This window comes from Halobellus sp. H-GB7 (assembly GCF_030848585.1).
Lineage (GTDB): Archaea > Halobacteriota > Halobacteria > Halobacteriales > Haloferacaceae > Haloquadratum > Haloquadratum inordinatus.
On record NZ_JAVDDW010000008.1, the window covers coordinates 139182 to 162970 of the forward strand.

Annotated in this window: 26 protein-coding genes and 1 pseudogene; 17 read left to right on the forward strand and 10 right to left on the reverse strand. The window is 59.5% G+C overall.

Translation table 11 applies throughout. The annotated features are described in order from the left end of the window. Positions 1–4: 4 nt before the first annotated feature. From RBH22_RS13570 to RBH22_RS13585, 4 genes are all read right to left on the reverse strand, one after another. Positions 5–1021 carry a sodium:calcium antiporter gene (locus tag RBH22_RS13570; RefSeq protein ID WP_306677830.1) on the reverse strand — a complete coding sequence of 339 codons (1017 nt, stop codon included), beginning with the start codon at positions 1019–1021 and terminating at the stop codon, positions 5–7. Between the two features lie 246 nt (positions 1022–1267). Continuing rightward, positions 1268–2476, reverse strand: a complete 1209-nt coding sequence (locus RBH22_RS13575; protein WP_306677831.1) for a CBS domain-containing protein — start codon at positions 2474–2476, stop codon at positions 1268–1270. 157 nt (positions 2477–2633) lie between these two features. Further along, positions 2634–2795 (reverse strand): hypothetical protein, encoded by a 162-nt coding sequence (locus tag RBH22_RS13580; protein ID WP_306677832.1) that lies wholly within the window; start codon positions 2793–2795, stop codon positions 2634–2636. After that, the gene (locus RBH22_RS13585; RefSeq protein ID WP_121570545.1) at positions 2795–3007 is read right to left on the reverse strand and encodes a zinc ribbon domain-containing protein; all 213 of its coding nucleotides are present in this window, start codon (positions 3005–3007) and stop codon (positions 2795–2797) included. Before RBH22_RS13585 ends, RBH22_RS13580 begins: the two co-directional genes overlap by 1 nt. 213 nt (positions 3008–3220) lie before the next feature. Between RBH22_RS13585 and RBH22_RS13590 the strand changes: the two genes are divergently transcribed. From RBH22_RS13590 to RBH22_RS13610, 5 genes are all read left to right on the forward strand, one after another. Continuing rightward, a complete protein-coding gene (locus RBH22_RS13590) occupies positions 3221–4144 on the forward strand; it encodes an LLM class oxidoreductase (protein ID WP_306677833.1) in 924 nt (307 codons plus the stop codon). 341 nt (positions 4145–4485) lie between these two features. Next, the gene (locus RBH22_RS13595) at positions 4486–5304 is read left to right on the forward strand and encodes an aldolase (RefSeq protein WP_306677834.1); all 819 of its coding nucleotides are present in this window, start codon (positions 4486–4488) and stop codon (positions 5302–5304) included. A gap of 177 nt (positions 5305–5481) precedes the next feature. After that, positions 5482–5730 (forward strand): hypothetical protein, encoded by a 249-nt coding sequence (locus RBH22_RS13600; RefSeq protein ID WP_306677835.1) that lies wholly within the window; start codon positions 5482–5484, stop codon positions 5728–5730. Between the two features lie 84 nt (positions 5731–5814). Continuing rightward, complete coding sequence (locus RBH22_RS13605; RefSeq protein ID WP_306677836.1) at positions 5815–6525, forward strand: YIP1 family protein; 711 nt, start codon at positions 5815–5817, stop codon at positions 6523–6525. Positions 6526–6616: 91 nt separating this feature from the next. After that, a complete protein-coding gene (locus RBH22_RS13610) occupies positions 6617–7456 on the forward strand; it encodes a hypothetical protein (protein WP_306677837.1) in 840 nt (279 codons plus the stop codon). A 467-nt stretch (positions 7457–7923) separates the two neighbouring features. Here the strand turns inward: RBH22_RS13610 and RBH22_RS13615 are convergent, their stop codons facing one another. From RBH22_RS13615 to RBH22_RS13625, 3 genes are all read right to left on the reverse strand, one after another. After that, positions 7924–8067, reverse strand: a complete 144-nt coding sequence (locus tag RBH22_RS13615; protein WP_121570540.1) for a rubrerythrin-like domain-containing protein — start codon at positions 8065–8067, stop codon at positions 7924–7926. 112 nt (positions 8068–8179) lie between these two features. Next, positions 8180–11062, reverse strand: a complete 2883-nt coding sequence (locus RBH22_RS13620) for a bacterio-opsin activator domain-containing protein (RefSeq protein WP_306677852.1) — start codon at positions 11060–11062, stop codon at positions 8180–8182. A gap of 228 nt (positions 11063–11290) precedes the next feature. Next, entirely contained in the window at positions 11291–12856 is a 1566-nt protein-coding gene (locus RBH22_RS13625) for an AarF/UbiB family protein (RefSeq protein WP_306677838.1), read from the reverse strand. Between the two features lie 633 nt (positions 12857–13489). Between RBH22_RS13625 and RBH22_RS13630 the strand changes: the two genes are divergently transcribed. The 4 genes from RBH22_RS13630 to RBH22_RS13645 all read left to right on the forward strand — a co-directional run bounded on the left by RBH22_RS13630 (position 13490) and on the right by RBH22_RS13645 (position 15754). Further along, on the forward strand, positions 13490–13738 hold the full coding sequence (locus tag RBH22_RS13630; protein ID WP_306677839.1) for an AbrB/MazE/SpoVT family DNA-binding domain-containing protein: 249 nt from the start codon (positions 13490–13492) through the stop codon (positions 13736–13738). Then, positions 13728–14114 carry a type II toxin-antitoxin system VapC family toxin gene (locus RBH22_RS13635; RefSeq protein ID WP_306677840.1) on the forward strand — a complete coding sequence of 129 codons (387 nt, stop codon included), beginning with the start codon at positions 13728–13730 and terminating at the stop codon, positions 14112–14114. Before RBH22_RS13630 ends, RBH22_RS13635 begins: the two co-directional genes overlap by 11 nt. 111 nt (positions 14115–14225) lie before the next feature. Next, positions 14226–14531: a CopG family transcriptional regulator gene (locus RBH22_RS13640; RefSeq protein WP_306677841.1), complete on the forward strand. Its 306-nt coding sequence runs from the start codon at positions 14226–14228 to the stop codon at positions 14529–14531. A 425-nt stretch (positions 14532–14956) separates the two neighbouring features. Next, positions 14957–15754, forward strand: a complete 798-nt coding sequence (locus RBH22_RS13645; protein ID WP_306677842.1) for a BtpA/SgcQ family protein — start codon at positions 14957–14959, stop codon at positions 15752–15754. Here RBH22_RS13645 and RBH22_RS13650 read toward each other — a convergent pair. Further along, the gene (locus tag RBH22_RS13650; RefSeq protein WP_306677843.1) at positions 15748–16677 is read right to left on the reverse strand and encodes a carbohydrate kinase family protein; all 930 of its coding nucleotides are present in this window, start codon (positions 16675–16677) and stop codon (positions 15748–15750) included. The genes RBH22_RS13645 and RBH22_RS13650 overlap by 7 nt on opposite strands. 462 nt (positions 16678–17139) lie before the next feature. On the opposite strand from RBH22_RS13650, the gene RBH22_RS13655 reads away from it, so the two are divergent. The 3 genes from RBH22_RS13655 (at position 17140) to RBH22_RS13665 (ending at position 19088) form a co-directional block, all read left to right on the forward strand. After that, positions 17140–18153, forward strand: a complete 1014-nt coding sequence (locus RBH22_RS13655) for a hypothetical protein (protein WP_306677844.1) — start codon at positions 17140–17142, stop codon at positions 18151–18153. A 235-nt stretch (positions 18154–18388) separates the two neighbouring features. Continuing rightward, complete coding sequence (locus tag RBH22_RS13660; RefSeq protein WP_306677845.1) at positions 18389–18682, forward strand: winged helix-turn-helix domain-containing protein; 294 nt, start codon at positions 18389–18391, stop codon at positions 18680–18682. Then, positions 18672–19088, forward strand: a complete 417-nt coding sequence (locus RBH22_RS13665; protein WP_306677846.1) for a hypothetical protein — start codon at positions 18672–18674, stop codon at positions 19086–19088. The genes RBH22_RS13660 and RBH22_RS13665 overlap by 11 nt, the downstream gene beginning before the upstream one ends. Before the next feature lie 129 nt (positions 19089–19217). Here the strand turns inward: RBH22_RS13665 and RBH22_RS13670 are convergent, their stop codons facing one another. Then, positions 19218–19751: an OsmC family protein gene (locus RBH22_RS13670; protein WP_306677847.1), complete on the reverse strand. Its 534-nt coding sequence runs from the start codon at positions 19749–19751 to the stop codon at positions 19218–19220. Between the two features lie 402 nt (positions 19752–20153). Further along, a complete protein-coding gene (locus RBH22_RS13675; RefSeq protein ID WP_306677848.1) occupies positions 20154–20642 on the reverse strand; it encodes a DUF2703 domain-containing protein in 489 nt (162 codons plus the stop codon). Between the two features lie 211 nt (positions 20643–20853). On the opposite strand from RBH22_RS13675, the gene RBH22_RS13680 reads away from it, so the two are divergent. From RBH22_RS13680 to RBH22_RS13700, 5 genes and pseudogenes are all read left to right on the forward strand, one after another. After that, the gene (locus RBH22_RS13680; RefSeq protein ID WP_256289476.1) at positions 20854–21267 is read left to right on the forward strand and encodes a helix-turn-helix domain-containing protein; all 414 of its coding nucleotides are present in this window, start codon (positions 20854–20856) and stop codon (positions 21265–21267) included. Between the two features lie 376 nt (positions 21268–21643). Next, positions 21644–21886, forward strand: a complete 243-nt coding sequence (locus RBH22_RS13685; RefSeq protein ID WP_256289477.1) for a thioredoxin family protein — start codon at positions 21644–21646, stop codon at positions 21884–21886. A 4-nt stretch (positions 21887–21890) separates the two neighbouring features. Further along, the gene (locus tag RBH22_RS13690) at positions 21891–22820 is read left to right on the forward strand and encodes a permease (protein WP_306677849.1); all 930 of its coding nucleotides are present in this window, start codon (positions 21891–21893) and stop codon (positions 22818–22820) included. Between the two features lie 188 nt (positions 22821–23008). Beyond that, positions 23009–23386: a metalloregulator ArsR/SmtB family transcription factor gene (locus RBH22_RS13695; protein WP_121570530.1), complete on the forward strand. Its 378-nt coding sequence runs from the start codon at positions 23009–23011 to the stop codon at positions 23384–23386. A 186-nt stretch (positions 23387–23572) separates the two neighbouring features. Beyond that, positions 23573–23789, forward strand: a pseudogene (locus RBH22_RS13700) (RNA-guided endonuclease TnpB family protein); the annotation flags it as partial.

Sequence of the window (23789 nt, forward strand, 5' to 3'; positions counted from 1 at the left end):
CCGTCTACTGCCCTGGGAACAACAGCAGCCGTCCTGCCAGGAAAGCAAAGTACAGCCCCAACATATAGCCCCCCTCGGTCCGTGTGAACTGCCCCTCTCGCCAGTACAGCGCCCAGCCGAGCAGTCCCACGCCGGCAATTAGCTTGAACGGGAGATCCCAAAGAATGACGGCCGACGGAACGGAGTAAGTCGAGAGCGCGCCACCGAGACCGATACCGACGAGGGGGTTGACGATATTACTCCCGACGAGGGTGCCGAGCGCGACGTGGGGCGACCGCCGGCGAATGGCGTCCATCACGGCTGTCAGTTCCGGTAACGCGGCGGCCACGCCGATAGTCACGATACCGACCATCGATCCACCGATGGCAAGCGTATCGACGACTATCTCGACGACCGAGAGCATAAGAGAGGCAGAGAGCAGGACGAGGACGAGCAGAGCCGCGGCAACCACAGCGTCTCGGCGAGGGTTTTTACTCGGGGGCTCTCGGAGTGATTGGGTTCGTTCCCGACGGGAGATTATCACTCCGACGTACACCAAATAGATACCCAGTAGCAGGAACCCGTCAAGCCGACTAATCGTCCCATCCCAAGCGAGCAGCATCGTCACCCCAATCGCACCCAGCATTGGCAGATAACTCTCGTAGACGAACGCCCGAGAAACGTGAACCGTCCCATATCCGATGAGAAGAACGCCGACGAGGAGGAACTGCTGGACGGTTGAAGAGCCGGTGTTCCCGCCGATGACGACAGCCGAGGTAACCTGGTAGTCGAGGACGCCAGAGAGTATCCCGAGTGACGCGACGAGGTGAGAGCTGAGTTCCGGCAGACTCGTACCCAACGCGAGGACGGTCATCCCGACGAGGACTTCGTCGACGTCGTAGTACTCGGCGAGCGCCAGCAGCCGGCCGATCGCTCGACTCGCCGCAGTCACAAGCGTGTACAGCGCGACCGCCCCAATCGAAACCTGCGTCAGCAACTCGCCCGAGACGGCCATATTAACGCTCGGCCAGCCTGGTATCATCCCAGTCTCGTTCGTGGTGGGGGGTAAACGGTTCGAGGGCCCAGACTGGCCAGCTCTCGCACCCGCAGAAGCGGTAAACCGTTCTGTCTCGGGTCACGGCCCCGACAGACGCCCACGCGTGGGTTTCGCAAGTCGAGGCCTCAAACATATGTAGACTCACAAACGATTGCTGTCGGAAAAAGCCTTTCCGCTGGAGGGAACCCAGCGATGGGAAAGCCATCGATAGGTGGGCTAGACGTCGTGTATTTACCCACCGAGCCACCAGCCGTAGAGCTGTTCCTGCTCGTCTCTATCTGGATGCTTCTTCGACTGGCCGTAGGTCTTCCCCTTGAGGAGTTGGCGTTCGACAGCGTTCGCTGCGAGACGGAGGGCGTGGGAGGCGCCGTACCCCTCCCCATCGGCAGTAAAGTAGCCGCGGTCGGTGACCAGTCGAATCCGTGCGAGCACGAGTGGCACGCCCCGGCTCTGTTCCTTGTGCTCCTGCAGTTCGATGCTGGCTTTGATGACACTCATATCGCCGTACTTCGAGGCCATACTCTCGATTAATGCGGAGACGTCGTCGTAGTCCATTCCCTCCAGCAAGTCGAGTCCGAACACTTGGACTGCGTTCCGGTCCTCGCGCTCCCAGGTGAGTGCCTCGATGACGTCCGTCTTCGTGATGATACCGACTGGCTCGTCGTTGTCGTCGGCCGTGACGACGAGCGAGGAGATCTCCCGGTCGAACATCATCCCGACGGCCTCGTCGAGCGGTGCGCTCCGCTTGACCGTCACGACTGCGTCGGACATCAGGTTCCGTATCGGAAGGTCGAGCATCCGGTCGGAATCGCCCTCGCGCGAGCCGAACCCACCCCGGTTCTGCCTGCCACCGCCGCGGCCACCGGAGCCACTCGACGACCCGCCTTGGCTCTTGCTGCCGCCCCGGGTCGTGAACTCGATGACGTCGTACAGGCTCAACATACCCACAAGCTCGTTCTCGTCGACGACCGGGAGATGGGCGACTCCGGCTTCTCGAAGCATATTGAGCGCTTTCCCGATCGTGGTTTTGGGAGTCGCACTGATCAACTCCGCCGTGTAGGCGTCGTCGACAGTTGCCGCGTCGAGAAATGGCCGGACCGCCTCGAGCACGGCATCGCCAGTCACCACACCGACGACACGGTCGTCGTCGAGGACGGGAAGCGTCTTGGCGTCGCTCCCGATCATAAGGCGTGCGACCTCTCGGACGTCCTCGGTACGGTCGACAGTCGGCACGTGCTGTACCTGTGAGCCGACCTTCGCAGACGGTTGGTTCGACGAGGACGCCAACTGTCGGCGACTGACGACGCCACGATACTCGTCGCCGTCCGTTACGACGACGGCATCGAGTTCCTGATTCTCGAATGCCCCAGCGACTTTCGAGAGAGGAGTTCCGATGTCGAACTCGGTGAACTTCGTCGAGAGTATCTCGGATATGTCCATAAGTATCTCTCTAGTGCAAGGAGTGCAAGCTAGTTATGCCTATCCCACCCTAGGGAAAGGGGCGCGAGAAGAGATGGTTGTGTAAGGTCATGCCGGCTCAAGTCCGTACCGAGTCGTCTCGAATCGCGGCCCGCTGTGCAGCCGTCTTCCCGCGTGGTCAGTACTCTTTGTCATCAGTGTCACGGCGTGCTGCCTGTTCAGCACGCTCACGATCCATCGTTTCGCGCTGGTCGTGTTCGGACCTGACGAGGGAGTAGAGGATGAAGGCACCGAGGATACTGAGCAGAAAGAAGATGGCGAACACGAAGCCAGTGGTCATCATCCGAGGAAGACGTCAACGATGTCGCTCGTCCCAGAGGTCGTGTCTCGGTACAGCTCAGAGTAGCCGCAGTTCGTACAGGAGACGACTTTAAAGCTGTTCGTCTGGATGTCGAACATCTTCGAGAGACCACCGCCGGTCGTCGAAATCGTGCCGACATCGGTCTCTGTGTGTCCGCACTTCGGACAACCACGATCAGTGTCGGGTTCCATACACGAACGATGGTGAACTGACTGTATCAAGTTTCGGATAGCTCAAACGTCCCTCTGAGTCACGGACAGACCGCTGTCCATTCCCGGGTCATGTTGCATCCGCCGGATGCAGCAGGGTGCGACGTCGTCGGATGTGACCCTCGTCAAGCGCGAACTGGCGTGACGTACGCCGGGAGAGAAACGCACATTCGTCTCCACCGGCAAGACACGCTAATGACGGATCTCGCGTGTGCGAACGCCGGCTACAGACGACTATTCGACTCCACCGGACTCTCCTTCGGGGTCGGATTCCCGCTCACCGGCGAACGGACGGGAACCCCAGCCATCGAGGACGAAGTCCGGCTCGCAAGCCACGCCGAAGCGGTCGGGTTCGACGGACTCTGGGCGCGGGACGTCCCGACGTACTGGCCGCGGTTCGGTGACGCCGGCGGCGCTTTCGACACGTGGCCGTTACTCTCGCACGTCGCCGCACACACGGACGACGTCGCGCTCGGGACGTCAAGCATCGTCCTCCCCTTACGCCATCCGATCCACGTCGCGAAGTCCGCCGCAACCGTCGATCAACTGTCGGCGGGGCGACTCGTCCTCGGAGTCGCCTCCGGGGATCGTGATCCCGAGTATCCCGCATTCGATGTCGACCCCGACGATCGAGGCGCGCTGGTTCGCGAACACGTCGACGCGCTCCGGGCGCTCTGGGGCGAGGAGTATCCGACACTCGAAGGGTCGTGGGGGCGTATGGATGGCAACCTAGACGTCGTGCCGAAACCGACGACCGAGACGCTGCCGCTACTCCCGACGGGGTACGCCCGCCAATCTATCGAGTGGATCGCCGAGCACGGCGACGGCTGGCTGTTCTATCACCTCCCGGACGACACGCTCCAGAGTCACCTAGACGACTGGCGAGGGCTGGCCGGCGACAAGCCGTTCGTGATCGCAGTTCGCGTCGGGCTCGCCGATGATCCAGCGGCCGACCCCGAACATCTCCACCTCGGTTACCGTGCCGGCGTCGAATGGTTCAGACAGTATTTCCGACGACTCGAAGCGTTCGGTCTCGATCACGTGATCGTCGGGTTGGAAGCCGAAAACCCACAGCAAGCGATGACGACGTTCGCCGACGAGGTTATCGACGAAATCTGAACGCCAGGAGGGGTCGACACCGAGTAACACGGGAACCGATCCAGCGGCCGATAGGAGCTATAGTAGCGTTTGCAACTGATAGGGATTATCGTAAGTCTCCATAGATGTCTCGCCGGACGGTACGGCGAGAATCTCCGAACAGTTACGATAATCCCTATGATTACACAGCCAATCGCACGACTGCGTTGGATTAGGTGGGTAAAGACTTGCAAACGCTACTATAGAGAGCAAGCTTTGCCCGTGTACGTCAGCGAGGCGGCAGCTTCGGAAGACAGAGACGCGATTTTCGAGACGCTGTCCAATAGCGAAAATTAAAACCCGCTATGGGTAGATTCCCGAATATGGAAGATATCAACGACAGTCCGATCGTCAGAAACGGCAACTCCCTCATCCTCGCCTACGATCACGGAACCGAACACGGCCCTGTGGACTTCGAGCCGATGCCGAAAAGCGCCGATCCAACGCACGTCTTCGACGTCGGACGGCACGATGCAGTGACGGCGATCGCGCTGCAGAAAGGCAACGCCGAGTACTATCGATCGTGGGAGAAAGCAAACGGCATCGACGATGGCGCACCACTGCTCGTAAAGCTGAACGGTAACTCGAACCTGGCGGCACGTGACGACTACTACTCGCCAAAACAGTGCTCGGTGCGGTACGCTGTCGAAGAACTCGGCGCCGACGCAATCGGATACACGATGTACGCGGGCTCAACCCACGAAGACGAGATGTGGAAGGAGTTCCGCGATGTCCAGGAGGCAGCGCGGAAATACGGCATCCCCGTGGTGATGTGGAGTTACCCGCGTGGCAAGGGCATCCAGAACAGCGAGGAGTACAGCGGGCAGACGGATCCGAAGGTCGTCGCATACGGCGCCCGCCTGGGTCTCGAACTCGGCGCCGACGTGGTCAAGTGTAAGTACCCGGGGACGCAGGACGGCTGGCAGCAGCTCGAAGACGTCGTGGGCGGGATGAAGACGGTGATGAGTGGTGGCTCGAAGCGCAGCGACGAGGCATTCCTCGAAGATGTGTTCTCGACGATCGAAGTCGGCGGAAACGGCCTCGCAGTCGGGCGGAACATCTTCCAGCGCGAAGACCCCGAAGGGCTGCTGGACAAACTCGAAGCGGTCATCTTCGAAGACGAGAATCCCGACGAACTCTAACGGCACTGTAGTGGCGGGCCTTCCGCTGGGGGCTCAAACCGAGGCAAAATCGCACTCGAATCGGACGGGCAGGGAATGACAGTCCGTAACAAGGTATACCGGTCTCCCCGAGGAACTGGAACCGTTGGATGGGAGACGACCCGGCATTTATTATATACTGCCGACATTTTCGACGATATGACGACGGATACGTCCCCCCTGAACGAGGACCCGCCGGTGTGGCCGCTCGGTTTTCTCGGCTTTCTCTCCCTGATCGGGGTCCGAGGAATCGAGCAGCACAATGCCCTGTTTCTGTTCTGGTTTGCCTTCGCTGGGTTCTTTTCGTTCTTCGGCTACCGGTGGGAGAAACTGAAATACCTCGGACTGCTCGGTATCCCCGGATTTGGTGTCGCTGTGCTCGCGCTACTGGGCATTTTCTCGATCTGAGGAAGGGGACTTAGCGCCTCTAACACTCAAACACGCGTTGCAATTACCAGTACTATTTCCGCAGGCGACCGCCAAACGGGGCGTATGCCCCCTGTGACGCCACTCCTCCGACCTGGTCAGTTCTTCACCAAACGAGATCCCGAGGGCGGGCACGCGCTGATCCTCATACTTCTCCACCTGATCTCGGTCCCACTCGCGGTCTGGGGCGTCGGGCAGGTCCTCAAAGCGCGGGTCGACGGCACCGTGATGGTCGACAACCCGAACCGACCATCCGAGCAGTTCTGCGAGCACGCAGCAGCCTCGATGGACGTCGGGTGTGATGCGCCAGCGCAGATCGAACGAAACATCGACGCGATCCTCGCAGACGCCATCGGTCAGCTCATCGGTCCCGCGCTTCTCGGTGTGGGGATCGTGCTCGTGCTGGTTGGAGGCGCACTTCACGTCGGCGCCTGGGCGTTCAACGGCGAGAATGGAGTTGGGACCTCCTTCGCCGTCGCGCTGTGGGGGCTGCTCCCGTCACTCGTCGGTCTGGTCGTCGGGGTGGCCGTCCTCTTCGTAGTCCTCGACCCGCTCACAGTGACGACGAGCGACGACCCCGCGGTGATGGCCGAGTGGATCCAAGCGGAGATGGCACCGCTACTGACGTGGCAGCCGCTTTTCACCGGTGCGACAACGCTCTGGAGTGCGATCATCTGGCGGTCCGGGCTCGTACACAGCCAGGGGTTGGACAATGGGTCGGCGACGCTCACGGCCGGGACCCTCGCAGTACTGTTTTGGATCGTCTCGCTCGTCTAGCGATTATCCGCGCAACCCGTAGTTCGAATGCGACCTCGATCAAATAGACCACGCAGAAAACATTTACCACGAACGGACGAGTCGCTGTACGATGCCCTCCAGACGCGCGTTTCTCGTGAGTCTGACAACCACCGGCCTCGTCGGCTGTGTCGGCAACACACCCAGTACGAGGACCGAGTCTTCGGCTGACACGGCTACGACGATGCCCGGCACGCCCGCTCGCCCCGCGATGACTATCGAAGCTGCGGCTGTCCAGTACGCGTACCGCCACATCGAAAACGTCGACTGGAACGCGATCCGGACAGCGGACGGCCAGTTCGTGTTCGTCACTGTCGACGCCCGTGAGGCGGATCCCGCCCCGGATCGAGACGCATTCACGCTTGTCACCGCTGACGAGACCCACGACCCCGTAGACATCCAAGAGCGCTATCCGGTCGGCCTCGACGTGCCCGGCGAACCGTACCCATCCGAACAAAGGGGTGGCGAATCTCGGGGGTGGCTCGTATTCGAAACCCCAGCCCAACTCGACACAGCGCCGTCGCTCCGAATGGAACGCGGTACCGACTCCTGGGAGTGGAGACTCGACACAGAGAAGGCGACGACGCCGCCACCGGCGTGGGAGTGGACTGCGAGCACCCCCGACACAGTTGCGCCTGAGGAAACCTTCGACATTACGGTGTCCGCCGAGAACGTGGGCGATGGCCCCGGGACGTTCCGCGGCGCGGTGAACTTCTCATACCCTCTGTACCGGCCGAAAGGGTTCGATATCGTACTCGATCCGATGGAATCTGGGGAGGGAACAGTCTCGGCGACCAGCAAAAACGCCGATCCGGGGAGAGAACTGAACTACGGCGTTCGGACTCCTGCCGGAGAGTCAGAAGTGAGCGTCACCGTCGAGGCTGACTCGAGCGTGACCCAGAACACAAGCTAACGCACCACCGTCCCTGACATTGGTCGATTTCGCTACTAGCCCGGGGTTCTTCGCTATTCAGGTGGAATAGCGACAGTCAGATCGAATATCTACAGGCGGAGCAGGCCGAGTGCCTCGGGGCTTGACCCTGAGGGTGAAGGCCGTCGAAAGATTAACCAAATCACGGTTCGTACAGTTGATACAGTCAGAAACCCACAAAGACGGGTTAAAGATCTTAACCCAACGCTGACTGAGACAATTTGGAAATGCGACTCCTCTCAAAACCCGCGTCTTTGGCGCGGTGCGACGGGAGTTGTCGGGCGGGGTGGAGCCGCCGACCCTCACGGACGCATCGCACGTTCGGGTGTGAATTCCAGCCGACCCATCTCGGGAAGGTCGAGGGGAATTAAATTCGCCTGCGTCCATCCGTCCGTTTCTGGACGGTCTGGACAAAACGGTGAAGCCTCGGGGCTTGTCCCCGAGGTACTTCACTCAAGCGGCATCTGGCGGTTTCGCATTGGTCCGCTACAGTCTGGGCACGTGCCGGGGTTCTCCTCTGTGAGAAGGATGTTGCCACACTCGAAGCACTCGTAGACGGCTTCTGCGGCCGGTTTGATGTCGACGTCTTTCATTGTGAGTTCACGAGTGCGGCCGGTGAAGTGGCGCACTCTACCCGGACGTAGTACACGGAGGCCGGTATACTCGATGGTTAAGTATGAAACCAATAGCTAAGAATATGGTTCGTTATTCAACCACCTCTGTGGAGGGGGCTGTGGGGAGACTATTCTCCTCGAAGAGCGTTGTGAACAGTTTGCGCTGTACGGTCCGGGCGTGCTGATAGAACGCGGGCGGAGAGATGCCGAGTTTCTCCGCGATTTCTTCGCCCGTGCTTTCGCGCGGCGACTCGAAGAAGCCGCTGTAGTACGCCATTTGAATCACCTCCAGTTGTCGATCCGTCAGTTTGTCCAGGAACTTCGAGTAGAGCGTGTGTTCTGTGGCCTGATCGAGCGTCTGCTTGGCACGGAGTTCGACGTTGCTGAACGTCCCGCGGACGAGTTGCATCACCGTTCGGACGTCGATGCTATCCGGGATATCGATGACGAGCGTCGTTGTGGTCGGGTCCGCAGTCGCCTTACGGAAGACGGCGCCGTGGTCGGCCAGGTCCAAGGCGAGGAACGGTTGTGTGAGCCGAAGTCGCAGGACGCCACCATCACCGTCGGTACTGATCTGCTGTACTTCGTCGATGCCGGCCGACTGCGAGGCGGCGCTTGCCACGTTCGTGACCGCCCCGTCTTCGACGGTCACGAACACGTAACTCCCTTCTGTAGATTGCTGGACGCCACCTTGATAGGAGAGAGTACAGCCCGCGTCCCGTGCGAGCCGTGAGAGGACGAACGTCGGGTCGTCGATGGTGAACTCGACACGCGTCATCGACGTCGTGAGCAAGGCGTTCTTGCGTTCGATCGCACTGAGAGCAGAGGCGATCGTGTCGCCGAGTTCGGCGAGGACTGCCCTCGTCGTCTCACCGAACGCATCCTGAGTCGGGGCATAGACGGTCAACACGCCGTGTGTGAGATCGTTGTACACCAGTGGGATGCTCAGTACGGAGAGGTAGTCACGAGAGAGCGCGTCCTTCCGCCAGACTTCCTCGCGGAGACCGGCAGCGACGTTGGCCACAATCGTGACATCGCCAGTCGCTGCGGCCTGGCCGGCTGGCTCTGTCCCCGACGCTTGGATGGCAAACGACTGACTATCCAGGTATCCCCGTTCGGTGCCTGCCCAGGCCCGGGGTTCGAGCGTATCGGTCGCTGGGTCAGTTGTCCCGATCCAGGCGAACCGGAATCGATCACCAGTGGTTAACAGTTCACAGACTGTGTGGTAGATCTCTTCGCGCTTCTCCGCTTGCACGAGTGCCTGATCGATCTCTCGAATCGTCTCGTTGACGCGGTTCAGCGCCGTCAGTTGCTCGTTTTGCGCCTGCAGCGTTCGGTCTTGCTCCCGGAGTCGAGATTCTCGTGTGACGCGGTCGAGAGCCGCCTCGGCAGTCGCCGCGAGCAGGTCGGCCAGTTCCCGCGTCACGTCGTCGAAGATCCCGACCTGGTTCGAGCCGACGACGAACACACCGTGGTTGCCGAGTGGAATGTAAGCCGTACTCCGGAGGTCGGTAGCGCGGTTTTCCAGCCGAGCGGCGTCGTGGACGTCGTCGAAAAACAGCACTTCGTCCTCGACGAAACTGTAGCCCGGGAGCGTTTCGCCGTCGGCGTGAACGGTGGGGAGCGGGCCGTTCAGTTCGGCCATCGTCGCCGAGTGTGCGGCGGGTCGGAGGTCGTTGGCGTCTGCATCGAAGAGATAGACGGCACTCGCCTCGAGATTGAGGACGCTGGACGTATCGTCGACGACGTGCTGGGCGATTTCCTGATGCGTTTCGGCGTAGAGAAAGTCACGCGCCGTCTCTTGGAGCGTAGCGAGTGCTTCTTCGCGCTGTTTGCGTTTCGTGACGTCCCGACAGCTGAAGAGAACTGTCCCGTCCTGAATCGAGACCTCGCGAACGTTGACGAGGAGTGTATGTTCGCGCCCGGCTTTATCCGTCGCTGTCGTTTCGATGTTCTTGAGGACGCCGTCGGCCGCGAGTTCCGCCCGGTCGAAGAGGTCCTCGCCGAGCAGTTCCTCGATCGTCCCGAGCTCTCGGATCTCCTCGGCTGTGTACCCGAAAATGAAGTGAACGTTGGGGCAGACGTAGGTGTACTCGCCGGCCTCGTCCGTTATGAGGACCGTGTCGGTCATATTGTTGAGCGTGACGCGGTGGAGCTCTTCTGACTGCCGGAGATCACGTTCGAGATCGACCCGTTCGGAGATGTCGACGCCTTCGACCACGACCGAGGCGAGGTCCCCGCGTTCGTTCTTGACGGGGCGTACCGAGAGGTCGATAACGCGCGGATCGTCACCGTGTGGGGGCTGTAGGACGACCGCCTTGCCGAATCGCCCGTCGAGGGCTCGGTCTACCAGTTGTTGGACGTCCGCGTTCACCGCATCCGACTGCGACCACCACGGGAGCGTCCAGAACGGCTCGCCGACGATCGCGTCGATCTGCTCGTCGATCATTTCTCTTGCTGTCTGATTCACCCGAGCGAGAGTCCCATCCGCGTCCAGAACCCACGTCGCGGTCCGCGCATCGTGGAAGCTCGCATCGAATTGGCGAGCGCGCTCCCGCTGGGTAGCCGACCGTCGTGCGGATCGAATCGCCCGTTCGGTGCGTTCGACGAGCCCGTCGGTCATCTGCTCGGCAGGGTCCGTGAGTGCGATGTAGTCGGTGACGCCGGCTCCGATGGCCTCACTGGCGATCGCTTCGCTTCCGTTGGTGGCGCAGAGCAGGACCGGAAGCGTCGTCGTTTCAGTGCGGATCTCCTCGAGGAGGTCGATTCCGGTACTTCCCGGCAGTGTATACTCGCTAACGAGACAGTCAATCGCCCGCGCTTTGACAGCACGCAGTGCCGCCGTTTTGGATGCAACCGAGTCGACGGTCGCGTTAGTCCGTGCTTCGAGCGTCGCTGCGAACCGCGTGAGCCACTCGCTCGTCCCGACAAGCAAGACGGTCGACGAATCAAGTACAGCTGTAGAAGACACGATTATTCGGTCGCCACGGGGCTGTGCGTCTGTAGTGTGCTGCTGGTTCGAGGCTGCGCCACGTGTGGGTCCGAGTCCGAATCGAGCTTCGACTTCATAGATGGTTTATAATCAAATGGGTCGGCGTCAAAGGTATTTGCGATAGAACCACCCGACACTCGTATCGCGAATCGCCGCTCCTGTACACGGCGTCTTCGAGTCTTTCGTACTGCCACGCTCGGAGACGCAGTCTCACCGTCGTCGCTGTGTGAGGTACACGACGAGGAAGAGTGATGCGAAGACTATCGCGGGGACCTCGTAGGGCTGTTCGTGAAACGTGAGGACCGCGGCGGCGACGATTAGCGAGCCAGCGAGTGCCGCGTAACCAAGGTAGCGATCTCCCGTCGCACTCGCGTCGGTGGGCTCGGTTCGAACGGTCAACGTGCCTCGTTCGACGCGATCGAGCGTGCGGTCGATGCGCGACGGGAGTCGCGTCAACGCGGGAAATGACTGCCGGACATCCGTCCACGACTCCGCGAGGAACGCTTCCAGTTCGCTCCCGAGAAGCCCCTGTTCGACGAGGAACGACTGGACGGCGGCGAGGAAGTCGAACTCCGGATCGAGCTGGCGACAGACGCCCTCGCCGACGGTACCGACACGGATGAGCAACATCACGTCCGGCGGAATGCGGAACGGAAAGTCCCGGAGGTGCATCGTCAGTTCGGTGATGATCGTCTGCCAGGAGACCTCGGACTGGCCTTCGAGGTTCTCGATGACGAGTTCGAGCACGCGTCGCACCTCCGTCCGGTCTGCGCTCGCGTCGAGGACGTCCAACGCGATGAGCGCGTCGACGAGCGTCTCGACGTCCCGCCGCACGAGTGCGCGGTAGAGTTCGACGATGTCCTCCTGAACGGCCGGCGGGAGGCGCTCGCTCATTCCGAAATCGAAGATCAACAGTCGACCGTCTGCTGTCACAGCGAGGTTCCCCGGATGGGGGTCCGCGTGAAACACGCCGTCGACGACGCCCATCTGCAGGTAAACCTGCATAATGCGCGTCGCCATCTCGTGCGGTGCGACGTCGGTCCCCTCGAACGCCTCGTCGTCAGTCAGTTTCCGGCCGGTCAGATACTCCATCGCGAGCACGCGTTCGGACGACAGGTGCTCGTGAACCGCGGGAATGACGACTCGGTCGTCGTCCGCGAAATTCGAGCGAATTTCGGACATGATGGCTCCCTCCCGGTCGAAGTCGAGTTCGTCTAGAATGATCTCCTCGAAGTCGTCGGCGGCATTGCGGAGCGAGTAGCGCTGCCGCTCGTCGACAAAGAGGCTAATGAGGGGCAACAATCGCCGAATCACGCGGAGGTCGCGTTCGATGAGCGGTTTCACACCTGGACGACGCACTTTGAGTGCGATCCGTTCGCCCTCGTAGCGGACCGTGTACACGAAGGCGAGTGAGCCACCGGCGATCGGTTCGAGGGTCGAGAGGTCGACGTCGTCGCCGAGTTCCTCTCGAAGGACGGTCTGTGGGTCGCCGCCGGCGTCCTCCGGAATCTCGTCTTGCAACGTGCCGAACACCTCGGCGTACGTCTGCGGAACGAGGTCCGGTCGCGTAGAGAGCACCTGGCCGATCTTGATGAACGCCGGCCCGAGATCCAACAGTGTGTCCCGGATCCGCTCTGCTCGCTGGCGGTGGGCCGTCTCGTCAACGCGACATCCGGGCCCAAGCAGGAGGAATCGGTGACGGTCACGAAGGAACGCCAGCGCGAAAGGCAGAAAGCGGGCCACGACCGAGAGGTAGCGGTGGAGGAGTTCGAACATTTATTCGAGGTGGGCAGCCGCAGTCTGTCGACAGTACACAGTACTGACGAACGGAGCCGATCGGACGACGGGGCGGGGTGCGGAAACCATAGTGAGACACCTGTAGTGCGTTTCGGACGCGCTGTGGTTAAGTAATGACATTTCCCCTACAGCTGAAAACTTGGGAGCGAAGCATCCGCGTATGCACGGCCGCATATGACATCCTCCTCGCCGTAGAGTGATATGCGTAAGAGCTGAATACAGCACTGAAACGAGTAAGAGACCCAGTGAACGAATAGAGGTGTTTCACTCGGAGCGGGGAGTCTGCACCACACCTCGCTGCATATTCAATTGTTTCATAGGAGTTATCGTAAGTCTCCATAGATTTCTCGCCGGACGGTACGGCGAGACTCTCCGAACAGTTACGATAATCCCTATCAGTGATCACTCCCGTTGCCGGCGGGATGGCTGATCTGCATCAGCGCCACATCAGAGAGTTTTCGTGCGATCGAGACGGCTTGTTTAATAGAGCCGCTAAGTTCAGATCGCTTTAGTTATTCTGTGGTGCTCCATTTGTCCTATCTGTAGTCAGCACCCATCTTAAAAGAAAAAATGGGAATAACAGTTAAATATTCCCACGGCATTGGTTCGGATATGAGTGGAGAAGTACGAACAGACCAGCGTGGCCGTGTGACGATTCCGAAGGAGGTACGCGACCGTTACGGCGAGAAGTTCCGCCTCGTCGAGTTGGATAGCGGTATCAAACTGGTGCCAATTCCCGACGATCCACTCGAAGAACTGCGAGCGGCGGCTTCCGATGAACTTCGCGAGGCGACACTTGAGGAGCTCGAAGAAGCAGCACGTGAGGAGGCACGCGAACAGGCTGGAGAGAATGTACGCTGATCTCGACTTCTGGCTGGCGTTACTGAAAGACGACGACTGGTTGGCTGATCGTGCTGAGTCACTGCTAGACGAATACGAGGGCGATCTTGAGGTCTCGCTGACGACATTCATCGAACTGTTCCTCGTTGAGGAGCGCTTCACGTTCGACCGAGAACGTGCTGTGACGGCGATACTCGAACTGGCCGCGTACGACGGCGATCCGAATGTTGTATATCAAGCTTCAGAGAACATCGAGGCCGGCCTGAATACGTTCGACGCATTCCACGCAGCACTCTCTGGTGGCACTATTATCTCTAGTGACCTGGGATACGACGGGCTTAGTAATGTGAATCGCATTCGACTCGAACCCGACGAGAACGAGGATTCTGCGGCCTAAGTACGACAACGTCCGGGAGATCATAGGAGAGGCCCCACACCTGAATCCGGATAGAGGGACACCGCCCAAAGGACAAAGACCGTAGAAGTACATCTAACATATACTGGACTAATGAGCAAGATGAAAGTCAGTGTCCGGATCCCAAAAGACCTCATCCAGAGAGCCAACATCGCCGCCAAGGTCACCCAAAAAAGCCGGGGAGAGATCGTGACCGAAGCCCTCCGCGACCATCTTGCAGAACTCGAAGACGAAGAGGCGTTCAAGAAAGACGTTTTTGACCGATATCTCGACGGTCAGATCAGCTTGGGGACACTCAACCGGTTTCTTGACTCCGGAGACGCCGAATCAGTCCGCATCTCGAAGACGCTGCTTGATCAAGGACAAGAACCTGGTGACGGAAGCAAACCTGAGGAGTAGAGGGTGTCATAGAACTCTGCTCACACCGTGAGCACGGTACTTCCCGGATTGTCTCCTCGTTCGGAGTGGTGATTGCGGCGGCGAGATGAAAAGGAGTAAACGACCCTATCCTACCCTACCTCAGCCGGATGATGAAGCCCACCATCTCGGTTGATGGCCGTACTGGCACGGCACGCGATCCCACCACGGACAAGTGGGGCACATCCCGTCGTGGAATGCCCAGTCTGTGACCGAGGATCCTCCGGGTTTAGCCGTTGGGGGATGTCAGTCCATTCCGCTGGCCGCTACGCCGTCACGAATATGGCTCTCGAGCGGTCACGCCACGGGTCAAAGTCTACACCACCTCGATCAGCGAGTTCTATCGTGTGGACACCAAGTGTGAGCAGATCTGTAGGATTAAGCGTACGGGGCGGTCAAGGAGGCGTATGGACGTCTTTAGTACCGAAACACCGATCATCGGAATGGTTCACCTACCGCCGTTGCCGGGGTCACCCGGTTTCGAGGGCGACCGAAGCGATATTCGCAGGCGACTCCGACGAGACGCGACAGCACTCGAGTCGGGCGGCGTCGACGGGATAATGGTCGAAAACTTCGGTGACGCTCCCTTCTATCCGGACCGCGTGCCGCGCCACGTCGTGGCCGACGTTACAGCACTCGCAACCGCGCTCCGCGAGGAAGTGTCGATCCCGTTTGGTGTGAACATCCTCAGAAACGACGTGCAAAGTGCACTCGGCATCGCCGCCGCGACGGGTGGTTCATTCGTCAGGGTGAACGTCCACACCGGGGCCCGACTGACCGATCAGGGTATCATCGAGGGGATGGCCCACGAAACGTTGCGACTCCGTGACCAGCTCGATGCCGATGTCTCGATTCTGGCCGACATCGACGTGAAACATTCCGCGCCACTTGCCGAACGATCCTACGCGGAAGTGGTGAGCGAACTCGTCGAGCGCGGCGGTGCCGACGCCGTCGTCGTGAGCGGGGCTGGCACGGGTGAAGCAGTCGATACGACCGTCCTCGAGCAGGTGATCGAGGCCCGGGATGCTCGCGACCTCGACGCACCGATCTTGATCGGAAGCGGTGTGACACCCGAGACAGCACCCGACCTGCTCTCGCTCGCCGATGGCGCGATCGTTGGGACGGCCCTCAAACACGGTACCGAGACGACGAATCCCGTGGATGAAGCGGCCGTCGAGCGTCTCGTCGAGTCCGCATCTCACTGATCGTCCAAGAACGCCCGAACGTCGGATTCGGGTGGGAGAATGTCGCGTGCGCCCGTCGTCGTGCAGTTGAGAGCGGCCGTGGCCGCAGCAAATCGTCCTGCTTCCCGTGCGGAATCGTCGTCGAGTACCCACGTGTGGATCAGTCCCGCCGTGAAGGCATCGCCGGCGCCCGTCGTATCTGCGACGTCCACGTCGAAGGCCGGAACCTCGGTCACTGTGTCGCCGTCGAGAAGGAGCGCTCCCTTGGCACCCTGTGTCACGGCGGCCCGAGACACGTTCTTCTGTGCAAGAGCAGCGATAGTTTCCTCGGCCCCACTCCCGAAATACGACCGCGCTGCGACCGTCCCGACCACGAACAGGTCTACGACGGAGAGCAGATGATCGATAGTGGCTGGTGCCGTACCCCGCCCTTCGAGTTCCGCCAGCGGGCCAGCGAGGTCGAAGACGAGGGCCGAAATCTCACCGCGTTCACGAGCGCGGACGAGTCTGGAAACCACCTCGTCAGGAGCGTAAGCACTCGTGAACACGACACTGGCGTCACTCACGTACTCGATATCGTCCTCGTCGAGTCGCAGATTCGGGACGCTTTGGCCATCAGCGACGATCATCCGGTCTCCGTCGGGACCACGCAGAATTAGGGTGTACGACGATTCTTCGGGCCCAGAGCGAACTCGGGTGCAGTCGAGATCACGGGCCTGGAGGTCGTCTTCGATCTCGGCGGCGGCATCCGCACCGACACGTGTAACGATTCCGGTTCGGTTCCCGAATTCGACGAGTCCAGCGGCAACGTTCGCAGCGACACCGCCAACGTCGGTCGTGTGTTCGCGGACGAACGCACCGCCGTCAGGCTCCGGCAAATTGGAGACCGAGTAAATGTGGTCGAGGACAGCACTGCCGACCGTGACGACATCGAGCGACGACATTACGTCTATACCAGACAGTCGCCCTTCTTGAACGTACAGGAGTAGTCTCTGCGGTCTCCTCAGAGTGTTCACTGCTGGCGACACCAGCAACGCGGTGACGCTCCGACACAAACGAGAACAGTTTGATACTGTCGAACAGCAGTTCGTGAACTATGTTGGCACCCACGGGGTTCCGATAATCTTCACATCGTTCTGTCCGACAGTATGAGCCTCCGACCAGAATCCATCGCCTAATAGCAGGAATATCGGCGGACGTAGTCGTCGAATACGCCACGACCATCTTCGTACTCTCGACGATGTTCGCTATGGGACAGGAGTTGTCGATCGGTCAACTCTCGTCCGCCCTCCAAAGGCGGCGGCGATGGGGAAGTCGCTGCTGGTGAACTCGCAGCCGCAATTTGTGCCTAATGTGTGGCCGATTTCGGCAAATCGATAAGCCAATCGTCTCGGAAACTGCATTCGATGGATCTCAAACTCTCTCGCAAGCAGTTCCTCCACGCCAGCGGCGTCTCGCTTGCCGCAGCCGTTGCTGGTTGCAGTAGTCTATCTACGGAGTCCGAATCGGGATCGCAGTCCATAGCATCCGACCAATCAGGGGAGAGACACTCGATCGGAGTCTCGTACGTCGGCACGGTGGATACCTCAGCCGATGCAGCAATCGATAGCCGAGCAAAGGTACTCTCGATATCCCCACCCACCGCCACTGAGAAGCGGCCTGTCGTGATGATCCCCGGGCTGGGACTGTCACCGTACATCTATCTCACGACCCCTGATGGACGGCCAGGGTGGGCGAGCCTCTTTGCTGCTGCTGGATATCCAGTGCACGTGGTCTCCCCGCCACGGAACGTCGATTCCGGCGGTCTCAACACGAGCGCATTCGAGCGTGCCGACCCTCCGACGCTCTCGCGGTGGTCACTCGATCGTGCGTGGCCAACGTGGGGCTTCGGGCCAGAAGTCGGCGAGCCATACGAGGATGTCCGGTATCCGATCGACGACGTCGACCAACTCGTGGCGTCGTTTCCGGCGTACGTGAGTACGGGCGGCAGTGGTGGCAATGGTGACAGCCGAAATCGGGCACAGAGAACGACTGCTGAAGAGCCTGAAACAACGGCGACTCCCACACAGTCGCAGCCCGACGAGGGAGGTCAAAGACAAGGCAGTGGTGGCGGACAACGAGGCGGGAGCCGATTTGCATCTGCTCGCGAGACGGCTGCGTTGACAGATCTGCTAGAGCGCGTTGGACCCGCGACACTGCTCGTTCACTCAGCAAGCGGCGCAGCCGGCTTTGCAGTCGCACAATCGTCCCCAAGCCTTGTGGAGAATATCGTAGCTGTCGAACCAGTCGGCTGCCCTACCGACGAGGAGACTGTCGCGAAGATGGGTGGAAACGCCCCGGTGCTTGCTGTGTACGGAGATTATTCGATGCACGCGGACAGACCGGTCGCAAAACAGCCTGTGAGACGACCGTCGAACTAGCGAGGCAGTCGAATGCTGACTCGACACTGCTGAGTCTTCCGGGTGAAGGGATCCACGGGAATACCCATCTCCTGATGCAGGACACGAACAATGACGCGATCGCGAACCGGATTCTGTCGTGGTTATCTGAATAATGACGCGAGGAGACTGGCCGACGTACCGAAGCGAGCGGCAACTCGTGGACAGGACATCAAAACAGAATGTATTTCCAACGGCTGGGGCGTAACTCCGGGAGATGCGGCAGGTGCTCTGGTGGCTCATTGGGGGGTCACGAGGCGGTCGGAACCGCCTTCGGATCGTGCACGCACTCGAGGACCGGCCCAGGAACACCAACCAGCTCTCGAACCATCTGGATTTGAACTACAAGACCGTGCAGCATCACCTCGAAATACTCACAGAAAACGATATCGTGACGACAGAAGGAGACAGCTATGGACAGTTGTATTTCCTTACTGCGCGAATGGAACAGAACCTCGATGTGCTCGAGGAGATAGCTGCTCAGGCAGAGATCGATACGAATGAGTCGTAATTACACACCGCTCAGAAATACCGTCGGCGCGGCTATCGGTGCTGGTCTCGTCGCCGCAGCAGTCGCGGGGTTGGCTCAGATCCCATCTCACGGGCCGCCGTCCCGCCTTGCAGCGGAGATTGTCCTGCTGATCCGTCTGGAGATACTGCTCACGACGGTCAATCTAGTGTTACTTCTCGTACTCAGTGGGATCTACCTGAAGCTGTATCGGGATCTCCCGAACAAGTACACGGTGAGTCTCGTCGTACTGAGCCTCGCGCTGCTGTTGTATGCGTTCTCCTCAAATCCGCTTGTCCACAGCATCCTCGGGTTTCGCCCCCGGCCGAATATCGGCGCGTTCGTGTTCATCCCCGATCTGTTCATTAGTATCGCCATTCTGGTGCTCCTCTATCAGAGCCAAACGTAACGCGCCACCGACCCACTGAGCCACTCCGAGGTTGCGTCGCCCGATTCGCCTGGCAAGAAGCGATGTGGCAACGGAGAAACCCAACGCAGTTGTCGCCACTCGATCGTGTGCAGTACAGATGCGGTACGATTAGTGTTCGTGCTCGATAGAGACAGTGACTTCGTTCTCCAGGTTATCTAACAGCGGAGACCGCGCACGGGCAACCTCCTTGAGTTCCTCAAGCTGTTCGGTCGAGGCCGGCGACTCGATATGTGCCGTACACTCGATCGTCTCGAACCCCGGGCGGACGTCGTCTCCAAGGCCGAGGAGCCCTCGCATATCGACACTGCCTTCGAACTCGAAGCGCATCTCCGAGAGTTCGATATCCATCGCTGCTCCGTGAGCGGCGTACGTAATCGAGAGGCAGGTACCGATCGATCCGAGTAACTGCTCTAAAGCGTTGGGTGCCTCCCGGTGGCCAAACAGCGCACCCTCCATCGTGAATTCAGGCGACGAAACCATTTCGCCGCCCTTCTCGATATCGCTTACCGACGTGGTACAGGTCGTCTCGCCGGTCCACTCTGTCTCAGCAAAGAACCGAAATTGTGCGTTCTCAGCATCCGACTGTGCCGCAGCAGTGAGTCCTTCGAACTTCTCCATATCAATGCCGTTTTCGATAGTCATAGTGGATATCTCCATTTTTGCACACGGGCAGACTCGCAGTAAGCAGACGGCCATCCCCAATTGTAGCCGATTGATAGACAGTCGACAGTCCAAACCACGAACTGTTTCGACAGAGGCTCAGCGACGGTCTGTTGGTGATTCGGTCTGCTGTCGAGGGCGTAGTAAGCGACAATATTGGAAGATAGTTCGCCTGGAATTATAGTAGCGTTTGCAAGTCTTCACGCACCTAATCGTACGTGGTCGTGCGATTGGCTGTGTAATCAGTTGCAAACGCTACTATAGCAGGAGCGACGTCGACGAGCCTCGGTCACTATCCGGACCACCGTCTCGTAAGTAGACGGACAGCACCCACGGTGGGCTTTTGCGTGTGCGTGAGGCCCAACCACGCGGTGGAAAACGCGGTCAACACTCGCAGCCACAACTCGTGTCGTCAGTCTCCGGATCCTCGAAGAACGCTCGAACATTTGCTGAGACTCCGTCAGTCTGTCTGTCGGGGGCGTCGACCGCCGACGGCTGTGGTGACACGATGGCTACAGTGAGTGCCTCGACGAGCAACCCGACGGGCGCTGCCGTGTGTTCTTCGCCACGGTATCGCCAGAGTCGGCAGTCGACGTCACCCGAGCACGCACAGAGGTCACCACACGATTCACAGGTGTTCTCGAGATAGTCGGGCTGGATGTCCTGTCCGTTGATGCGGATCGTCGGTGATACCGCAAGCTGCGTCGCTTCGGCAGCGGCCAGCGTCGAAACGTGGATATCGCGGACGACGACCTCCACATCAAGCACGTCGAGAATCGGAGCAACCCGTTCGAGCGCCGTCTCGAGGGCTGCTTCGGTGCCGATACATCGGTCACAGGACTCGGTATCGAGGTACAGAAAGTCTACTGTCACTGTTCGTCGTGTATACGATTCGGCCGGCGAATCGACGATCGAGATAGCAGCACTGTCAGTTGGGACGTCCATTGCACTCACCGGTACGCCCCGACCCGCCATATATTGTTCAGTAAATAGACACAAAGGCAGTTAGCGTATGGAAACCGCCTCTTGCAACGAAGCGAGGATCATCGGGAACGTATATTTCAATGCAGGTGTTGGGATAGAGATGATGGCCGAGACTGAGCGGTGGCAACAGACGTGGCACGGCTTACAGGACATCCTAGGGCCGAAGTGGACGTTTCACATCCTCCGGTTGCTGTCCGAGGACTCACACGGGTTCAACGCAATCGTGGACGCACTCGATGGTCTCACAGCGCCGATGTGCTCGCAGCGACTCAAAGAACTCACCTGCCACGGGCTCGTAGAGCGCACTGTCACGGACACGACGCCGCCGACCACGACGTACGCACTCACTGATCAGGGGGCCGAAATTGCTGGACACCTGCAACAGCTAGAATCGCTCGTCGAACTCAAAGAACGGCCCGAGCGTGCGACCCACAGCGAGGACTGCACCAGCAGCACGGAGTGTCGGACTGAAGCCCTCACAGACGGGTGTGTGACAGTCGCTGATCGCTGTTGACGAACGAGCGATTTCTTCAGGTCCAGCCACCTCTCGACTCTGAACAGACCGATTAGCTTTCTAACACTCCGATATACGAATCGGATCTGGTCAATACATCTACTAACAATACCCACCAGAACAGAATCCACTTTGATCGGCATATACTGATTTCACGGAGTCTAGATCGTTGAGACGCCCTGATAGCGGAAGCGCATCTCTTGCGAGCGCAACTGGCGGACGCCCCTCAGCCACCTACAAATCGAAAATTATCGAAACGTACTTGTGCCATACCGAGTATTATCGATATGAATGGCAGCCAGAGGCCGGTCCAATCGACAGGTGAGAACGTCTGTCTGCAGTCATTGGGTCGGTGTCGGGCTGTCAGAGGTGACTTATGCAAATCACGATCTACGGACCAGACGGTTGTAGCAACTGTGCGAACCTGAGAGACAAGACGCAGAACGTCGTCGACGAACACGGATTCGACGCCGACGTCGAGAAAGTTGGCGACACCGTGGCGCTCGCTGAGAAGGGCATCATGTCCACGCCCGGATTCGAGATCGACGATGAGATGGTGTTCACCGGCTCGAACCCGCCTGAAGCCGAGCTGAAAGCGTACATCGAGGAGCACCTGTAATAGGATGGTCTTCGAGCAGTTCGCGACCTGGGTCGTCGATGCGCTCGGTCTGACCGGGGCCCCCAGAGCAGCAGTCCACTTCTGGGTCTACGACACGCTGAAGATCCTCGCCTTGCTCGTGACGGTGATCTTCGGCGTCGGCTACCTGCGGACGTACTTCCCGCCCGAGAAGATCAGAGACTATCTTTCTGGCAAGCGGGCGATTACGGGCTACGTCCTCGCGGCACTGCTCGGCATCGTCTCGCCATTCTGTTCGTGCTCGACGATTCCGATCTTTCTCGGAATGGTCGGGGCCGGGCTTCCATTCGGCGTCACGATGACGTTCCTTGCCGTCTCGCCGATGATCAACGAGGCCGCACTCGTCGTGCTTCCTGGCGTGGTCGGCTTCGAGCTGACCGCGCTGTACGCTGTGAGCGGCATCACGATCGGGATGACGAGCGGGTTCGTCCTGAACAAGGCCGGCCTCGATCGGTACATCAAGGAGTTCGACTTTGGCAACTCTGACGTCGACGTCGACGAGCCGACGCACCGGGAGCGCGCACGGCAAGCGTATGTGGAGGCGAAAGACATCATCACCGACATCGTGCCGTACGTCGTGGTCGGTGTCGGAATCGGGGCCGTCATTCACGGCTTCGTTCCGCAGACGATCGTTACCGAGTACCTGTCTGGGCCTCTTGGTGTCTTCGGCGCCGTCGCTGTCGGCGTGCCGATCTACACCAATATTCTTGGTGTGATCCCGGTCGTCGAATCGCTCATCGGAAAGGGGCTGCCGGTCGGGACTGGACTCGCGTTTATGATGTCCGTCGCCGCACTCTCGCTCCCGCAGTTTATGATTCTCAAGAAAGTAATGAAGAAAGAGCTCATCGCGTCGTTCGCGGTGACAGTCGCCTCGGGAATCGTGGTGATTGGGTTGCTGTTCAACCTCCTGCTGTAGTACAGCGTCGCCACCACCTCCCGACTCGAAGATCGCCTACTACCTGACCGTCAGTATCATACCGACGACGACCGATCTATAAAGTACACACGGCCGTTGGCGTTTCGATCTCAGCACGACGGAACCAATAACCGTAACCGACAGCGACGCCCCCAATCGAGAACGTCCGTAAAGCACCAACCCACAAAATGAGTGACTCAGTACCCGAATCGACGCGACAGACGCTCGATCGTCTCTACGAGAACCCCGAAAACCGATTGAAATCACTGTTTGAGCTCGCTCCGGACGACCAGCACGTCGATGCACAACGTTCAGTCTTCAAAGCGTTAGCGAACGAGCACCGGCTCCGAATTCTTGAAGCACTCCGAGACGGTGAACTCTGTGCGTGTGAACTCCAGGTCGTCTTGGATGCCCCGCAATCGACGGTCGCTAGTCACCTACGCGAGCTCAAAGACGTCGGCCTCGTGAAGACACGCCGGCAAGGCAAGTGGACGTACTACCGAATCGGCGATACTGCTGTGTTCCAGTTGCTCGACGTCGCACACGCACTCGCCGAAAGCCAGTAGACGGACAGATCTTTTCACCTAAGTCAAGGCGGAGGCCCCACCCTCAAGGAGCGCAGGGCTTCCGCCTCTGGTGGAAGCACAAGCGAGTAGGGTGGGGAGGAAGCCGACCCGGCACTGACCAACCGCCAGACTGTTGCCCACTAACTCCCAATCATTAAGTAACCACAAGTATATATGTGAAATATTGTGGAGCACCGTCGAACTGCCGTTATCAAGCTCGACACGCCCGAAGGTGCGGATGCATACCTTCGAGAGACTGTCGAGCAATTCAAATACTGCGCCAACACCGCGAGCAAGTGGTGTTGGCACGGCGACGACGACGGCTACCACATTCTCTCGAAAGCCAAAGCTGAACGCGCTCTCTACGACCAACTACGTGAAGACACCGAACTGACAGCGAACC

Excerpts from the sequence above, each read along its gene's own strand:
- RBH22_RS13630 (WP_306677839.1), top strand. The coding sequence starts at position 13,490 with ATGAGTGGAGAAGTACGAACAGACCAGCGTGGCCGTGTGACGATTCCG.
- RBH22_RS13640 (WP_306677841.1), top strand. The coding sequence starts at position 14,226 with ATGAGCAAGATGAAAGTCAGTGTCCGGATCCCAAAAGACCTCATCCAG.
- RBH22_RS13635 (WP_306677840.1), top strand. The coding sequence starts at position 13,728 with ATGTACGCTGATCTCGACTTCTGGCTGGCGTTACTGAAAGACGACGAC.
- RBH22_RS13655 (WP_306677844.1), top strand. The coding sequence starts at position 17,140 with ATGGATCTCAAACTCTCTCGCAAGCAGTTCCTCCACGCCAGCGGCGTC.
- RBH22_RS13625 (WP_306677838.1), bottom strand. The coding sequence starts at position 12,856 with ATGTTCGAACTCCTCCACCGCTACCTCTCGGTCGTGGCCCGCTTTCTG.
- RBH22_RS13590 (WP_306677833.1), top strand. The coding sequence starts at position 3,221 with ATGACGGATCTCGCGTGTGCGAACGCCGGCTACAGACGACTATTCGAC.
- RBH22_RS13575 (WP_306677831.1), bottom strand. The coding sequence starts at position 2,476 with ATGGACATATCCGAGATACTCTCGACGAAGTTCACCGAGTTCGACATC.
- RBH22_RS13690 (WP_306677849.1), top strand. The coding sequence starts at position 21,891 with ATGGTCTTCGAGCAGTTCGCGACCTGGGTCGTCGATGCGCTCGGTCTG.
- RBH22_RS13605 (WP_306677836.1), top strand. The coding sequence starts at position 5,815 with ATGCCCCCTGTGACGCCACTCCTCCGACCTGGTCAGTTCTTCACCAAA.
- RBH22_RS13645 (WP_306677842.1), top strand. The coding sequence starts at position 14,957 with ATGGACGTCTTTAGTACCGAAACACCGATCATCGGAATGGTTCACCTA.
- RBH22_RS13660 (WP_306677845.1), top strand. The coding sequence starts at position 18,389 with ATGCGGCAGGTGCTCTGGTGGCTCATTGGGGGGTCACGAGGCGGTCGG.
- RBH22_RS13570 (WP_306677830.1), bottom strand. The coding sequence starts at position 1,021 with ATGATACCAGGCTGGCCGAGCGTTAATATGGCCGTCTCGGGCGAGTTG.
- RBH22_RS13695 (WP_121570530.1), top strand. The coding sequence starts at position 23,009 with ATGAGTGACTCAGTACCCGAATCGACGCGACAGACGCTCGATCGTCTC.
- RBH22_RS13615 (WP_121570540.1), bottom strand. The coding sequence starts at position 8,067 with ATGAAAGACGTCGACATCAAACCGGCCGCAGAAGCCGTCTACGAGTGC.
- RBH22_RS13650 (WP_306677843.1), bottom strand. The coding sequence starts at position 16,677 with ATGTCGTCGCTCGATGTCGTCACGGTCGGCAGTGCTGTCCTCGACCAC.
- RBH22_RS13610 (WP_306677837.1), top strand. The coding sequence starts at position 6,617 with ATGCCCTCCAGACGCGCGTTTCTCGTGAGTCTGACAACCACCGGCCTC.
- RBH22_RS13595 (WP_306677834.1), top strand. The coding sequence starts at position 4,486 with ATGGAAGATATCAACGACAGTCCGATCGTCAGAAACGGCAACTCCCTC.
- RBH22_RS13685 (WP_256289477.1), top strand. The coding sequence starts at position 21,644 with ATGCAAATCACGATCTACGGACCAGACGGTTGTAGCAACTGTGCGAAC.
- RBH22_RS13665 (WP_306677846.1), top strand. The coding sequence starts at position 18,672 with ATGAGTCGTAATTACACACCGCTCAGAAATACCGTCGGCGCGGCTATC.
- RBH22_RS13670 (WP_306677847.1), bottom strand. The coding sequence starts at position 19,751 with ATGACTATCGAAAACGGCATTGATATGGAGAAGTTCGAAGGACTCACT.
- RBH22_RS13585 (WP_121570545.1), bottom strand. The coding sequence starts at position 3,007 with ATGGAACCCGACACTGATCGTGGTTGTCCGAAGTGCGGACACACAGAG.
- RBH22_RS13680 (WP_256289476.1), top strand. The coding sequence starts at position 20,854 with ATGATGGCCGAGACTGAGCGGTGGCAACAGACGTGGCACGGCTTACAG.
- RBH22_RS13600 (WP_306677835.1), top strand. The coding sequence starts at position 5,482 with ATGACGACGGATACGTCCCCCCTGAACGAGGACCCGCCGGTGTGGCCG.
- RBH22_RS13580 (WP_306677832.1), bottom strand. The coding sequence starts at position 2,795 with ATGACCACTGGCTTCGTGTTCGCCATCTTCTTTCTGCTCAGTATCCTC.